Annotated in this window: 9 protein-coding genes; all 9 read right to left on the bottom strand. The window is 66.2% G+C overall.

The features are described 5' to 3' along the window. Positions 1–31: 31 nt before the first annotated feature. Positions 32–550, bottom strand: a complete 519-nt coding sequence (locus AC07O4_RS07920) for a hypothetical protein (RefSeq protein ID WP_495304219.1) — start codon at positions 548–550, stop codon at positions 32–34. Between the two features lie 70 nt (positions 551–620). Further along, the gene (locus AC07O4_RS07925) at positions 621–1,562 is read right to left on the bottom strand and encodes a DUF6708 domain-containing protein (protein ID WP_495304221.1); all 942 of its coding nucleotides are present in this window, start codon (positions 1,560–1,562) and stop codon (positions 621–623) included. A gap of 2 nt (positions 1,563–1,564) precedes the next feature. Continuing rightward, complete coding sequence (locus AC07O4_RS07930) at positions 1,565–5,074, bottom strand: T6SS effector BTH_I2691 family protein (RefSeq protein WP_495304222.1); 3,510 nt, start codon at positions 5,072–5,074, stop codon at positions 1,565–1,567. Positions 5,075–5,111: 37 nt separating this feature from the next. Then, on the bottom strand, positions 5,112–6,089 hold the full coding sequence (locus AC07O4_RS07935; protein ID WP_495304223.1) for a hypothetical protein: 978 nt from the start codon (positions 6,087–6,089) through the stop codon (positions 5,112–5,114). Then, a complete protein-coding gene (locus AC07O4_RS07940) occupies positions 6,077–8,872 on the bottom strand; it encodes a type VI secretion system Vgr family protein (protein ID WP_495304225.1) in 2,796 nt (931 codons plus the stop codon). Before AC07O4_RS07940 ends, AC07O4_RS07935 begins: the two co-directional genes overlap by 13 nt. Positions 8,873–8,910: 38 nt before the next feature. Further along, complete coding sequence (gene tssH, locus AC07O4_RS07945; RefSeq protein WP_495304227.1) at positions 8,911–11,637, bottom strand: type VI secretion system ATPase TssH; 2,727 nt, start codon at positions 11,635–11,637, stop codon at positions 8,911–8,913. Between the two features lie 40 nt (positions 11,638–11,677). Continuing rightward, positions 11,678–12,799, bottom strand: a complete 1,122-nt coding sequence (tssG, locus tag AC07O4_RS07950; protein ID WP_495304229.1) for a type VI secretion system baseplate subunit TssG — start codon at positions 12,797–12,799, stop codon at positions 11,678–11,680. Continuing rightward, positions 12,763–14,613 carry a type VI secretion system baseplate subunit TssF gene (gene tssF, locus AC07O4_RS07955; protein ID WP_070062961.1) on the bottom strand — a complete coding sequence of 617 codons (1,851 nt, stop codon included), beginning with the start codon at positions 14,611–14,613 and terminating at the stop codon, positions 12,763–12,765. Before tssF ends, tssG begins: the two co-directional genes overlap by 37 nt. A gap of 26 nt (positions 14,614–14,639) precedes the next feature. Continuing rightward, positions 14,640–15,131, bottom strand: a complete 492-nt coding sequence (gene tssE, locus AC07O4_RS07960) for a type VI secretion system baseplate subunit TssE (protein WP_495304230.1) — start codon at positions 15,129–15,131, stop codon at positions 14,640–14,642. Positions 15,132–15,192 lie beyond the last annotated feature (61 nt).

The raw sequence follows: 15,192 nt of genomic DNA on the forward strand, positions 1-15,192 counted from the left end.
GCCGATCGACATCGCGTGGACCGGAAAAATCCTAGTTCGCCAACGTTGCATGTGCGTTTGCTGTGCCACAGCTGAATTTCATGACCGCAGGCGGCGGAAACACGGTGTTCGATCCGAACAGCCGGTAGCGCTTTGCATTGATCGTGACGGTCTGGGTGAACGAGCCGGTCAGCCCCAGGTCGGAAGCGGTCGGGTTCGTCTCGTCGAAGCTCAGGCTTTGCGCAAAAAGGAACGGCTCTTTGGGCATGTCGAGGACCACATGAATGGCGGCTGTCGGAATGGTTTCATTTCCAAGACGGATTCCGAACCAGCTGCGCGTCACGAACGTGGAGGACTTTTCCAGCCACGCGTCATGGACCGAGCAATCGCCAAAAGACGGTGCATCGAAACGAAGCTTCGCCAACAGCCTCCCCTGGGCCTGGCTCTCGTCGCTCGACACCGCGGTTGAAGTGCCGGAAGTGCTCGTGTTCACCCGATAGCCGCGGTACGCCACAGCCGACGCGATGAGGGCTGCAACAACAACTGCGGCAAGTAGAACGAATCGCTTCATAGGGAGAAAGAACGGCGGGACAACACGCGGTCGTCTATCGCAAGCAATGGGCGAGGAACGGTGATGGTGGTCACGAGGATGACTTCGAGGCTTCATCCATGCCTGCAGGCCAGCTCGCCTCCGGAGCGAGGCGCATCACCACGAAATTGCCCAGGCCAAACAACAGCCACAGCGGGAACACGAGTGACATCAGCACCATCATCAGCGTGCCGAGGAAGCCGCGCATCCGCTCGCGTGCGCGCCGCCCCATCTCCGTGGGTGCGAACCACGGCATGGCGAACAGCAGGCAATCGATGAAGCCCGGGGTTTGATTGCGCAGATTCTGCGGGGGCAGGTCCGCAGGACCGTCGTTCATGTAGCGGCGCAGCAGTTCCCACTGCTCTTCATACTGCCGGGTCGTTTGGGCACCGTGTTGCAGCCGGAATCGGTCCATTTCCTCGAACGAGCCGGGCTTGCAGGCCACGAGTTCGAGCGCGTAGCGCTGAGTCACCACTTCGCCGCTGGCACCGATCTGCTTGGTGATCTCGGCCTGCAACGTGGACCAATCGAAGACTTTCGCGCCACCGCCCCATCGGCCAAAGGGGTTGTGGTTCCAGGTGTAGCTGTTGGCGTAGACCTTGCCTTGGCGGCGATTGAAGCGAACAGGTCGGTCCTTGGGCACACGCAAATCGAAGCGCAAGAAGAAGAAGGCAAGGCAGAACATGAAGAGCGACGGTGCAATCAACACGCCATCTGCCCAGATGTCGAAGCCACGCGCCGCCCAGGTCAGGGATATCAAGTAGCCGGGAAACAAGCCCGCAGCCGCGCTGATGATGCCGCACCAAAGCATGGGCCCTCTGGGAATATCCGAAGCCATCGAGAACTCCAGATAGGTCTCGTCCAGATGGTTCAGCTCGTCCCAGCCGTCGGCCTTGCCCGAAGGCGGCGCATCCCGCAGCACCAGGTCCTGTACCCACCGAGGGTGGGCAGGTTTGATGCGGGGCCCTCGGAGCGGCTCTCTCTCGGCAGTCATGATCAGTCTTCCTCGTTGAGCACCAAACTCGCCCGGCCGTGCGGGTCGGACACGTCCGGTACGTATTCGGCTGTCAGCTCCAGATCCTGAAACTGCGCCACCAGCACCTCCACGCTGACCTCGGCGATAAGCATGTCCTTGTTCTTCCCCTCCAGCTTGTAGGTCGGCCCCACGAGATTGCGGAAGTACTGTGTCTTGTCGTTGCGACGGGGTGTGACAGGACTGGCGTTGGAGATCGCACTCGGGCCAGCCGGCAATGTGTTGTGTTTGCCGCTTGCGAGTACCACGCTCTGGACCTTGCGCCCCTTGACCGCAGACAGGCGCCATTCAAAAGCCGAGTCCGTCGCGTTGTAGTTTGGAAACGTGATCTTGGTCTTGACCGTGTCCCACCGAAGGTCCCCAAAGCCCCAGCCGTCGTCGTTGAATCCGGTTTCACCAGCCAAGCCCAAGATGATGGCGTTGAGCTGGCTGAGCTCGTCGTCGATCTCCTGGTTCGTCCAGGGGCGGTCGGCCACATTCTTCGCATTCGCATAGCGCGATCCCTTGCCCCAGTAGCAGCGGTCGAGCCAGATGGCAGCCTGGCTGTCTTCGGCTTTCATCGCGAAGTACAGCAGAAGCACACCGGCAGCGATCAAGATCAACGCCCACCCGATCGGACCGAGAAGGGCCGCACCGGTGACGGCGCCATAGATGCCTACGACGCCACCGGCGATCATCGCGGCGCCTGAAAGCGCATAGAGGTTGCGGGCATCGGTATCGCCGCGTCGCGCCGTCCTGATGGCGGCCATGCCTGCCTGCACCCCCTCCACGATCGAAGCGGCGGCACCGATCGCGCCCCCCACGCGCCCAATCGCCGTTCCCCACGTTGCGCCCATCAGTTTTCCGCTGACGCCAACGAGTTCCACCGCGGCCCCAATGCACGCAGTACCAGCGGCTATCACCAATATGCGCGCTTCGTTGCTGCCTCGAAAGGTCTTGTCCGCTTTCTTGACGCTGTCCTTGAACGACCAGGCCTGAACGAGCAACGAGGCCACGGCCAGGATTCCCGAGCCGGTGCTGCTCAATCTCAGGCTGGTGCGCGTCAATGTCTTCAGAACGCTGGCCGTCCCAGCCTTCGCGGCGTTCGCGCGTTGCATCACCGCATCCACGAATTTCTGTGCGCCAGGACTGATGGTCAGCGGGTGCACACGCATGGCTGCAACCATGACCGCGCTTTCCGCTGCGTTGGCCGCCTGCGCTGCCTGGTGCGCCGAGCGCGCAGCGTCCTGCGCAGGGGCCAGGTCATCGATCGCCTTGGTGACGTCGTTCAGGTCGTTGTAGGCCCAGTACATGACCTCAATCAGTCCGTCACGCGTCTTCTTGTCACTGATACGAAGGGCACCTGCAATGGACATCGAGCGCACGGTGTTCTTGCCGGCTTGAGCCACGCGACGTATGCCTTTGGCCGCAGCGTCGAAGGCCGCATCGGAAGCCCGAAAGGCGAGGTCGTTGAGGTACGCGAGGTACTCGCGCACCTTGATCTGAGAAGTCACGAGAATGATCTCGCGTCGTTCATACAAGAGCACTGCGCCTTGAATCGCGCGCAGAACAGTGGCCTCGGCGATTGTGCTGACCGCACTTCCCGCCATCCGCGCGAGCGCGCTGCCAACAGTGAACAGGCTGTTTGCGACAGCGCCGGAGGCTTTGGGAATCCAGCCGCCGCGGATCTTGTCCATGACGGCGGCGCCTTTGACGCGTGCACGATTGGGGACTTTGTCAGCCGCTTCGCGCGTGAGGCTGAAGCCTTCTTCGCGAACGCCCTGCATCGTATTGCTGGTCCAGTCCTTGGTGCCGATGATGTTCTTCACGGCCTTGAACAGCTTGCTGCCCTTGTGCAGGCTGTCCTCCGTCGGGTCCGGCCCCTCGGGCATGAGGTACTCGAACAGCCCGTGTTGATCGCCAAAGAGGGCCACGTAGATCGGGTTGGTCTCGTCCGTGGGGCTCTTGGCGATCAGGTCTTTCCAGACTTCGTAGACACGGGTGTCCTTCGGCGCCTCCTGGCCCTGCTCCTGGGAAGGGCTGCTGCTGGGCCCTCCGCTGAGCGCGGCTGCGAACGCCTCGATCAACACATCTTGCTGTGCGGGAGACTCGTTGTCGAAATCGTGACGCCGCAGCACCCATTCAGGTTGCGCAAGCCAGTACGCATAGTCGGCATCGGTGCGCACGAGCCAATCCTGAAAACTCTGGAGCGTCGCTTTCAGTGTGGTCTCGAAAGCCGCGCGGTCGGCTTCACGGTAGTGCTTTTGCAGCGAAGACCACAGGCTCGTGGTCTTGGCGTCCACGCGTTCCTTGCGCGTGGTGGTCACGCTGACCGTCTGGGCCTGGCTCGGTAGATCGTCCGGGAAGCTATACGTTTCAGTCTGCACATCGGGCTGGCCCTTGCTCGATTCTTCCTCCAGCACGGTCGCTGCGACTTGTTCTCCGATCAGCTGCTTCAGGCCCAGAATCGATTGAGAAATCAACAGTGGCCTGGCAATGCGTGCATCGCTCAGGTAGCGCTGGCGAGAGTCCATGACCTGGAGTCGCGTCACATTCAGCTCTTGCACCATGCCCAGGGGATCGTTGAGCACAATGGCACTGGCCATGAACTGCTGGCCGTTGAAGTCGCTCGGCTTGACGGTAAATTTGGCCACGGCCGGCGCCCCGCCGGTGCGCATGCTCACACCGTGCGCGCTCTGCCATTCAACGTGGTTCCGCTTCTTTGCGTCGTAGGGGTCGATGGCGTCGTACTGGGTGCGCAGGCGCGCTTGCGCATCGTCTTCCGCGTACTCCAGAACCAGACGGTTCAGACGTTGGGTCGTGCGGACCTCGTCGGCGAGGAGTTGAAACGCATCGGTCACGGTGTCGGCTTGTTTGCCGAGTGCGTCCGTACTGAATTCCTGCATGCGCCCGGTCCGCGCGCCGGCGGCGCCGGCACCTTCGTACTTCTGGCGCACGCGGCGCGTCCATGGCACATCGCTGAAAGCAATCCAGAACTTGGTGGGCAGTGCGCGCTTTCCTCCGACCGGAATCGGCGGAATCGTGATGAAGCTCGCGGGAACGTTGTGCCCTTCGCGCAGGCAGGCTGGCGTCATTTCGCGATCGGTCTTGAAATCGGGGTCGTCGGGATCTGCCAGCTTGCGAAGCAGCCCACTCGCGGTCACGGCATAGGTATGCCAGAGGCTGGATCCGAAATAGACCATGACGAAGCCCTTGCGCAGGGTGCGCAAGGCATAGCGATGACCTTTGAGCCCTTCCGGAGGCTTGCCCTTCAAACCCGTTCCAAGCTTGGCCCATGTGGTCGCATCGGTCACGATGCCGGGCATGTATGACGGTACGACCGCATAGCGCAGTGGCAAGACTGGCAGACCCACGCGACCGCAAAAGGCGCACTTCCCATCGGCGCCCAGCGCACACGCTTCGGCGGCCTGGCCGTTCGCGCGAATGGTCTGCGCGCCTGTGGCCGTCCTTGCTTTGGTTTGTTCGGTTCCCATGAGCTTGCGTTCCCCCGTTTTTTATCTGGTGCGATGGCTATTCGTGCGCGCTCGCGGCAATCTCGTCGAGCACAACGTCGGGCAAAGCGGCAACGAGCTGCGCCAGCCCCATCTGGTCATCGGGCGCATCGGCCACTTGGCGAATCAACTCCGCGGCTTGCGGATGCTCGGCCCATCGGGGCCCCAGCGTGAAAACGTTGAGCGCGTAGAAGACGATGTCTTCTGTGCGGGAGAGGCCGCTGTGCGTGGCGCTGCGTATCGCTGCGTCGATGCGCAACTCGGGCTGCGTGGCGATGGTGATGCCTGAGCGTGTCAGCGCCATCACGACAAAGCGTGCGGTGGCAACGCGCGCCTGAGACGCAAATTGCTCGAGACCGAGCGACACGGCGCTTTCGGAATCGTCTTTCGACGCCGCCGATACGATCTTGAGTGCACCCGCCGTGTCAACGAACGCCCAATGCCTGACCGGCCCCAACCAGCGCCGCAGGAATCCTGCCGCAGCCGGGTCGTCCGCCAGCAAGGCCAGTCGATAGGGCTCAAAAAAGGGTAGATAGCGCTGGCGTGCCTGGCTCTTGTCGAACACCACACCCGCCTTGGACAAATGGCGAGCCACGGCAGTGGGCGATGCATCACTGCACAGCCAGCCCGCCAAATAGGCACCGTTCACGCTGCGGCAACGCGCAACAGCACTCTCCACCATGAGGTCGATCAATGCTTCGTCCGCATAGCCATGCTCGCCAGCGATGTACAGCTGCAAGAGCTGCGGTAAAAGCTCGACTTCATGCGCCAGATCGGGTCGGTGCACCGGTTCGATGTGCCGCTCCATCGGCCGCTGGCTCAGATGCGACGGATGCAGTTCGTCGTACTTCGCAACAGGGCAATTCAGGTCGAGCAACGCATAGATGTGGGCATGGGGGTGCACCTCGCGCCACTGGAAAAAATGCGCTCGAAGTTGCGCGCGCAATTCGTCGGCATCGGGCCCGGGTGCTTGATCCGAATATGTCATCTTTTCCACTCGCAGTCGGCCAGATTTCCTGCCTTGACCGACTCGTCGGTCTTGTCCGCCATCGGCCCCACAAAGTTGTGCATCCCCCTGAACGTCACCTTCCCCGGCGCATGGATCTTGATGCTCGATCCTTCCAGCTTGATGTACGCCCCCGCGCTGGTCAGCAGCACGTGCTTGGGTGCTTCCACGGCCACGTCCTTCGCCGTGCTGGCGATCGTCACCTTCTTGTCCGCCGCGATCTTCGTGGCGCCGGTCTGGCTCTGAAGGCTCACCTTGCCGCTGGCCGCATGCAGCGCGATGCCGCGCTCCTGGTTCGGTTCGCTGCCTTCTCCGGCTTTCGCGCCCACCGTGTACAGGTTCACCCCCTTGGCCACGCTCACCGCGATCTGCCCTTGCGCGGGCAGGTCAACATCCTGGCTCGCGACGATGGCGGTGTGCTGCCCGCTCACGGCGATCACTTCCTTCGGCGTGACGAAGCCGATGCCCATGGGCGCGCTGAACTGCAGGTGCGGCTCGCTGTAGGCGGTGACGCTGCCGTGGCCGCCTTCGGTGGCCTTGATCTCGCCGCCGCCCGATCCGTTGCTTGATGCCGCAGCACCGCCCTCCTGCTTCGCCTCCAGCACTTCAGCCACATGCTTCAGCGCAGCGATGGCCGGCAGCTCGCCCGGAGCCCCTTCACCCTTGATCTGCGCCTTCTGCGTCTGCGCACTCTGGGCGAGTGAGGTGGCGAGCTCTTCGGCCTGCTTCGTCTGCTGCTGCGCTTCGCGGCTCGCCATGAACGCGCCCTTGGCGTTCGGCTGGGCATAGGCGCTCACGAGCAGGCCCGCGCCGGCGCGGATGGCGCCTTGCGCGGTGGTCGCCAGCTCGGCACCGTGGCCGCGGCCCTTGCCGCGGGCGTTGTCGTCCTGCTGCTTGTGGTGGCCCAGGTGCAGGCGGCTGCTGGCCTGGGTGGTGGCCAGGCTGGTGCTGCCCTGGCCGGGGGTGTCGTCGAAGACGAGCTGGTTGTAGCCCCCGTCGCCGCTCTGGCTGGCGCTCAGTTCCTGGGTCTTGATGCCGCTGAAGACGGCGTTGTGCGCGTGCTCCTTGGCGCCCTTGCCTTCGCCGGCGAACCACGCGGGCGCGTTGCCGGTGGACTGGGCGGCGCCCGCGGGTTTCTGGTTGTGCTGGGCGTCGACCTGGCCGGCGCCGTTGTACAGCGCGGCGACGACCACGGGGCGGTCGATGTCGCCGTGGTGGAATTCCACCAGCACTTCCTGGCCCACGCGCGGCAGGCTCATCTGGCCCCAGTTGTCGCCGGCGGCGCTGGCGGCCACGCGCACCCAGGCGCCCAGGCGGTCGGCGGCGGGCGCGTTGTCCTGGCCGTCGGTGCGCGACTGGCGTGCGCTCGACGCACTGCCGCGCTGCCAGTGGAACTGCACCTTGATGCGGTGGTCACGGTCGGTGTGCACCGGCGCATCGGCGCCGCCCACCCCGATGACGATGGCGCTCTGGCTGCCGTGCACGCTGGGCTTGGGGTGGATGCGCTGGCCGTGGCCGTCCAGGCTCAGCGGCCGGTAGGGGATGGCCGCGCGCACGGTGGCGAACTCGTTGCGGTAGTGGGTGACGGCGTCTGCGGTCGTATCGCCGTTGCCGCTGTCGAACACGGTGGCGATGTCGGGCAGGCCCAGCCGCTCGCCGATGCCGGTCTTCAGGTCTTCGTCGAAGTTGTTGCGTGCGATGTGGCGCACGGCAAGCACGGCGAAGCGACGGTCCTGCTCGCTGTCCTTGTCATGCTGCTCGTGCCCGCTCAGCGTGAAGGTGGTGGCCGGGCCCAGGGTGCGCACGGCGCTGCGGCCTTCGAAGCGCTTGTTGCGCAGCTCCAGCGCCTGCAGGGCGTTGGCGAGCAGGCGCTCGCCTTGTGCACTGGTCTCCCAGCCGTAGGCGCCGGGGTCGTCGCTCCAGTGCAGGGTGCGCTGGCCCGCGGCGCGGCTTTGCTGTTGCACGGGGCGGGCGTTCACGCTCTTGTAGTCCCAGCTCTGCTGCGCGAGGCTGTTGGTCTGCAGCTGACGGTGGCCGCGCCACTGCTGGATGGTGTCCTCGCGCTCGCTCGCATCGGCGCGGTGGAAACGAATGGTGGGCTGGGCATTGGCGCGGAAGGCGCCGTTGTGGTCGGCGATGACGAGGGTGTGGCTGCCCAGTGCACCGTCCTTGCCCGTGGTGTGTTCGAACCAGTAGCACAGGCCCTCTTCCGCCAGCAGCCGCGCAACGAAGTCGAAGTCGCTTTCCTGGTACTGGGTGGTGATGCCGCGCACAGGATAGATGTCGCGCTGGGCGATCTCCCAGCGCCACTGCGGCGCGAGCTGGCCCTGGCTCTGGTAACGACCGAACACGGCATCGACGATGTCGAACACGTTCTGGTGCTGGAACAGGCAGCTGTCCTGGCGATACCGCAGGAAGGCGATCCACGGCTCGACGACGAGCCGGTAGCGCGCCATGCCGCCGTTGCTCGACACGCACTCGGCCTCGCTCACATGGCCGTGGAAGGGGCGCAGCTCGGTGCGGCTTTGCGCGGTCTGCAGATCGAGCCGCACGCCCTGCCCGATGAGGGTCTTGAGTTCGATGTGCGCGTCGTCGCTCAGCGCGGTGAGTTCGAAGCGAAAGCCGCCGCCGTCGATGCACTCCACGCCGTCCAGGCGCTCGGCCAGCAGCTTGTTCTCGCCCAGCGGCGTGTGCAGCACCAGCAGGCGATCGCGCTGCGTGGTGCCCGCGCGCATGAGCCCGCCGAGCGAGGCCGATGTGAAGGTCGTCGTCATTGTTTTTGTTCTCCCGTGGGCACGCGCGGCGGCTGCGCCTAGGTGATCCGGTAGCGGAACTCGCCGCCCTTGCCGCAGCTGGCCTTGATCTTGGCCAGCGGCGTCTCGTCGGCCATGCGCGTGAGCACGGCCTCGGCGATCTCGGGCAGCAAGGTGCCGTTGAGGATGTGGTCGACGTTGCGCGCGCCCGAGTCGACCTCGGTGCAGCGTGCGAGCACGGCCTCGACCAGCGCGTCGTCCCACTCGAACACGGCCTTGTGGTTGGTCGCGATGCGGTCGCGGATGCGCCCGAGCTTGAGCGCAATGATCTGCTCGAGCACCGCATCGGTGATCGGATAGAACGGCGCCACCTTCATGCGGCCCAGGAAGGCCGGCTTGAAGGCCTTCATGAGCACGGGGCGCAGCGCCTCGGCCAGCGCGTCGGGCGCGGGGCGCTCCTCGTCGGCCTTGTTGAGGCACGCCTGCATGATCTGCGACGAACCGATGTTCGAGGTGAGGATGATCAGCGTGTTGCGGAAGTCGATCTCGCGGCCCTCGGCGTCGTCCATCATGCCCTTGTCGAACACCTGGAAGAACATCTCGAGCACGTCGGGGTGCGCCTTCTCGACCTCGTCGAGCAGCACCACGCTGTAGGGCTGGCGGCGCACGGCCTCGGTGAGCACGCCGCCTTCGCCATAGCCCACGTAGCCGGGCGGCGAGCCCTTCAGGCCCGAAACGCTGTGCGCCTCCTGGTACTCGCTCATGTTGATGGTGATGAGCTTCTTCTCGCCGCCGTACAGGATGTCGGCCAGCGCGAGCGCGGTCTCGGTCTTGCCGACGCCCGAGGGGCCGACGAACATGAACACGCCGCGCGGCTTGTTGGGGTCTTCCAGGCGCGCGCTCGCGGTGCGCACGCGCTGGGCCACGGCGGCGAGCGCGTGGTCCTGGCCGATGACGCGCTCGGCGAGCAGCGTGTCGAGGCTGCGCACGGTCTTGATCTCGTCCTTGACCATGCGGCCGAGCGGCACGCCGGTCCAGGCCGAGACGATCTCGGCGACGACGTGGCCATCGACCTGCAGCGGCACCATCGGCGTGGTGCCTTGCAGTGCGCGCAGTTCGGCCAGCAGGGCATCGAGTTCATCGCGCGCGGGGTCGGCAGCGGCAGCCACTTTCTTGCGGCTGGCGGCGCGAGCCGGCGCTTTCTCCGCCACGACGGGTGCGGCCTCGGGCTGCTGCGCGGCCGACTCGTCGCGTTGTGCACGCAGCGCGCGGATGCGTTCGACCAGCGCGTTCTCTTCGGCCAGGCGTTGCTGGCTCGCGGCCAACTCGGCCTGCAGCGCGCTCTTCTTTTCCGCGAGTTCGGCCAGGCGCGCTTCATGGCGCCCGCCGGCCGCGGTATCGCGCACCAGCGCGGCGCTCTCGGCTTCGATGCGTTCGAGGCCGCGGTTCGCTTCTTCGATCAGCGCCGGCGTCGCGCTCTGGCCGAGCGCGACTTTCGCGCAGGCCGTGTCGAGCACGCTCACCGCCTTGTCGGGCAACTGCCGTCCGCTGATGTAGCGGTGCGACAGGCGCACGGCCTCGGTGATGGCTTCGTCGAGCACGCGGATGTTGAAGTGCTTCTCCATCAGCGGCACCATGCCGCGCAGCATGGCGGCGGCCAGCGTCTCGCTGGGCTCCTCGACCTTCACGACCTGGAAGCGCCGCGCGAGCGCCGCGTCCTTCTCGAAGTATTTCTTGTACTCGCCCCAGGTGGTGGCGGCGATGGTGCGCAGCTCGCCGCGCGCCAGCGCCGGCTTGAGCAGGTTGGCCGCGTCGCTCTGCCCCGCCTGGCCGCCCGCGCCGATCATGGTGTGAGCCTCGTCGATGAACAGCACGATCGGGTGCGGGCTCTTCTTCACTTCGGCAATCACGTTCTTCAGGCGGTTCTCGAACTCGCCCTTCACGCTCGCGCCGGCCTGCAAGAGGCCCATGTCCAGCGTGTGCAACGCCACGGCGCGCAGCGACTCGGGCACGTCCTGCGCGGCGATGCGCAGCGCCAGCCCCTCGACCACGGCCGTCTTGCCGACGCCGGCTTCGCCCGTGAGGATGGGGTTGTTCTGGCGACGGCGCATCAGGATGTCGATGACCTGGCGGATCTCGGTGTCGCGACCGATCACCGGGTCGAGCGCGCCGTCCTTCGCGCGCTGCGTGAGGTTGGTGGTGAACTGGTCGAGCGCGGGCGTCTTGCCGGGCACGCCCGCGGCCAGCGGGTCGGCCGGCGCTTGCTGCGCGTCGCCTTCGGCGGCCGCGCCCGAGGCGCCGGCTTCTGCCGCTTCGCTCGACCCGTCGGTGAGCTTGTCGAAATCGTGCTTCAGGTCTTCGAGGCGGATCTTGGCAAAGAGCGGCGAGCCGCGCTGCGCGAGTTGCGCGAGGTCGGGCTGCGTGAGCAGCGCGAGCAGCAGATGGCCCGAGCGGATCTGCGCCGCATGCGCGTCGAGCGAGGCGAGCAGCCACGCCTGCTGGAACAGCTGCTGCAGGTGCTGCGAGAACACGGGCGTGCGCGTGTTGCCGTTCTTGAAGGTCTGGATCTCGCGCTCCAGGTCCGACTGGATCGCGGTGGCGCTGATGCGGTTGGCCCGCAGCACGCGGGCGAGGTCATTGTCGGTCTGCTCCAGCAGCGCCAGGAACAGGTGCTCCAGGTCGACCTCGTAGTGGCCGTGGGCCAGGCACAGGTTGGCGGCGCGCTGCGTGGCCATGCGGGCGCTGGCGTTGAGCTTGGTGATCAGTGTCTTCAGCGAGGTGCTCATGAGCGGTGGTGTTCTTCTGTCGGTCGTGTTCGTTGAAAGGTCACTGCAGGGGCTGAAGCTCGTACTGCGTGTCGCTGCGGTCGCTCTCGGCCTCGCGGGTGGTGATGAAGCTGTCCCAGCCGAGGTGGCTTCCGCCGCTGTCGCTGAGCTGCACGGCTGCCACTTCTTCGCGCGCCAGGATCAGGCGCACTTCGTATTCGCAGGTCACGCCGGCCAGCAGCGCCAGCATCTTTTCGAGCGCCTTCGCATGCGCGCGGCCCGGAAAGAACTCGCGCAGCGCGCTGCGCTTGAGCGGGCCGATCCACAGACGGATGCGCAGGTCGCGCTGCCAGATGCGCTCGCCCGCCATCGCGTTCTGGCCCAGGCTCACGTTGCCCTCGCCCAGCCTGGAGCGCTGCTGCACAGGCATGTCGTACCACTTGCCCAGGAACTGCTCGATGCGGATGTGGCTGCGGAAGTAGTCGGACAGCACGCGCTGCAGGTACGCCGCCGACATCGGCCGGTGGCGCACCGCGGCGGCGTAGCCGGCCACGGTCTCGTCGAACACGGTGCCCGTGCCGTCGGTCAGCGGATCGCGCTGGGCCGTGTGCTCCAGCCCGGCCATCGACAGCAGCACCGGCAGGTAGGCGCGGCTGCGCTCGTGCTCGTAGTGCAGCGGCAGGCGGTACTTGCGCCACGCGGCATAGAAGAGCGCGGCGGCGCGGTTGCTGAACACGTCGAGAAAGGCGCGCGCCGAGCTGTCGCGCAGATGCTGCTCGCGGCGCATCAGCATCTCGGTGTAGACGATGGGCAAGGCGCCCGACACGCCCAGCATGCCGAACGACGCGGGCGTGAGCTCGATGCGGCCCAGGCCGTGTTCGTCCTCATGCGGCAGTGGCGGCTCGCACAGCTGCACGCCCGACATCAGCTCGCCCACGGCGTCGCGCACCGCCAGCGCCTCGATCTCGCTGGGCGGGAAGTTCAGGCTCGTGGAGCTGCGAAAGCGCACCCAGCGCGGCACCATGCGCTCGCCGGGCACCAGGCGCTGGTGCACGTCGCGCTCCTGCCGCTTGAGCAGCATGAGCTCGATCAACCGCACCGCCTGGAAAAATTCGAAGCGGTAGGGTTCGCGCAGCAGCCTTTCGGCTACAGGAGGATCGATTCGCCGCTGCGGGGCTTGCATCGCACCAGCTCCTCCTTGTCGCGCGCCGAAACGATCACCAGTTGGGTGAAGCTGTTCAGGTGCACATAGAGACCGAAGAAATGGTCCATCACGCGGGCAAAGGCCTGCAGGCTGCTGCCCACGAAGCCGGTCTCGTCGACCGTGAGCTTGAGCTCGATGCCGCGCACGAAGGTCGCGAAGGGCTTGCCCGGCAACCACTGGGTGGTGGCCTGCTGCTCGATCGCGGTGATGGCCTCGATCTGCCGCGCCGACACGGCCGAGCGGCCCAGGTCGTACAGCCGCAGCATTTCCTTCAACGCCGGCAGCCCGCTGGTGGCCAGCGACAGGTGGTTGAGCGACAGGTGCGACACCAGCCGCCACTGCACGCCCTTGCCGCGCGGCATGCGCAGCGTCTGCGTCGGGCGGCGCAGCATGCGGATCGAGCGCGCCACCGAGTTGCCCTCGATGAACAGGTCGCCGCCGGGCAGGCCGAAGGCCAGCGAATGCGGCAGGTCGCGGTTGGTGCAGGTGAGATCGATGCTCAGCGTTTCGGTCTGCGGCAGCGAGGGCTGGAAGTCGATGTCGACGATCGAGAGCTCGGTCTCGTAGCCCGGGCTGCGCTGCGCCACGAGCTCGTTGCGCCGCGCAAACCAGTAGTGTTCGGCCTCCTTCGGATGCTCGCCGTGGTGCAGCGAGTAGAAGGGCCGGAACTCGATGTACGCGTCGCCCTCGGCGGTCTGCTTCACGAGCTTGACCGAGTCGATGCTGTAGACCTCGAAGCCGAAGGCGCGGCGCGCGTCGGCCACCACGGGGTAGGCGGCCGCGGCGTGCGTGACACGGATCGGGTCGCTGCGCTGCTTGAAGAGGTTGATGACGGGCGTGCAGCCCAGGCGCAGGTTGCGGCTGGACACGCCCTCGAGCAGCCGCGCCGTGGGCGAATCGGCGCGCACGCCGGTCATCACCAGGTGCAGCGTGATCGAGCGGCACGAGCCGATGTGGCGCAGCGCGTTCGCCAGGTCGATGTCGACGAAGTTGAACTTCTCGGGGAACGCGAAGTACTCGCTGAGCAGGCGGTAGGCCGGGTGCGAGCGCGCCGGCAGTTCGATGAGCGCATCGGCCTCCTCGAAGCCGACGGGGTGCAGCGCCTCGCCCTGCACCAGCGTCCACTTGCCGCTGCGCTCGGGCTCCACGAAGACGGCGGCCGTCTTCAGGAAGATGGCGTCGGCCAGCGCCGTGGCCAGCGAGGGCTCGGCGTCGATGAAGGTGCGCAGCCGCGCCAGCGTGAGCGCCAGGGTGCCGAGCGACTTCTGCTCGCCGGTGGCCTCGAGCGTGACCGAGAGGCAGCCCGTGGCGTTGCGCGGCAGCGAGGCCTGCGCGGGCGCGTTGACCACCGAGTGGTAGACCACGTTCGACACCTGCACCGCCGCCAGCGTGACGTCGTACACGCTGCGAAAGCGGCAGGCGCCGCCGCGCACCGGCTGCGAGGTGAGCTCGGTGCCGCGCGCGATGGTGACGGGCTTGCTGAGCTTGGCGAGCGCCGCGCCGCCGGCGTCGAACTGCGCGATGGAGCACGACGGAAAGGGCCGCAGGTAGTGCGGGTACATCACCTCGAGCAGCGCTTCGGTGAGCTCGGGGTAGTCGTCGTCGAGCTTCTTGCTGATGCGGGCCGTGAGCAGCGCGAACGACTGGATCATGCGTTCGACGTGCGGGTCTTCGCTGGCGTCGGCCGAGATGGCCAGGCGCGCGGCGATCTTCGGGTAGCCCTTGGCGAACTCCTGCGAGTAGCCGCGCAGGAAGGCCAGTTCGCGTTCGTAGAAGGGCAGCAACTCGTCCATGGTGGGCGTCGGGGTCCGGCGTGGCGCTAGGCGTACCGGCTCTTGCCGGTGCCGCGGGTGATGGAGTACTGCAGCGTCGTGGGCTGCAGCATGGCGTCGAAGTTCACCGGCTCGGCCAGCTCGGGCAGCACGAGCAGGGCGGTGATTCCAAAATAGAGCATGTGGGTGCTGGCCTGGCCGTCGACCTCGAGCGACACCGAGACATCGCGCAGGCGCGATTCGTGGCGGGCGATCGCCTGCTCCAGCGAGCGGCAGATGAACGAACGGTCGTAGTGGCTGGCCAGGCTCAGGCCCGAGAAATCGCTCAGGCCGTAGGTCATGACGGAACGCCGGCACTCGGGGTAGGGCTGGAGCTTGGCGTCGTCGAAGACCATGCGCGTGTTGAGCAGGGATTCGAGGTCGCGTGCGACCACGTTCTTGACCTCGTCAAGCGACAAATGCCGCAGCACCGGCGAAGCCGGCCCGCGCCAGTCGTCATCGAACAGCTTGTCGAGCAGGCCCGGTTCGAATCCTGTCATGGGTCACTCCCTGTCTCTCGCGTCGGACAACGGGCACGGCGCCGCGCGAGGGGCGCGGCGC

The organism is Variovorax sp. GW821-FHT09D04, from assembly GCF_059416405.1.

Excerpts from the sequence above, each read along its gene's own strand:
- AC07O4_RS07920 (WP_495304219.1), bottom strand. The coding sequence starts at position 550 with ATGAAGCGATTCGTTCTACTTGCCGCAGTTGTTGTTGCAGCCCTCATC.
- AC07O4_RS07925 (WP_495304221.1), bottom strand. The coding sequence starts at position 1,562 with ATGACTGCCGAGAGAGAGCCGCTCCGAGGGCCCCGCATCAAACCTGCC.
- AC07O4_RS07930 (WP_495304222.1), bottom strand. The coding sequence starts at position 5,074 with ATGGGAACCGAACAAACCAAAGCAAGGACGGCCACAGGCGCGCAGACC.
- AC07O4_RS07940 (WP_495304225.1), bottom strand. The coding sequence starts at position 8,872 with ATGACGACGACCTTCACATCGGCCTCGCTCGGCGGGCTCATGCGCGCG.
- tssH (WP_495304227.1), bottom strand. The coding sequence starts at position 11,637 with ATGAGCACCTCGCTGAAGACACTGATCACCAAGCTCAACGCCAGCGCC.
- tssG (WP_495304229.1), bottom strand. The coding sequence starts at position 12,799 with ATGCAAGCCCCGCAGCGGCGAATCGATCCTCCTGTAGCCGAAAGGCTG.
- tssF (WP_070062961.1), bottom strand. The coding sequence starts at position 14,613 with ATGGACGAGTTGCTGCCCTTCTACGAACGCGAACTGGCCTTCCTGCGC.
- tssE (WP_495304230.1), bottom strand. The coding sequence starts at position 15,131 with ATGACAGGATTCGAACCGGGCCTGCTCGACAAGCTGTTCGATGACGAC.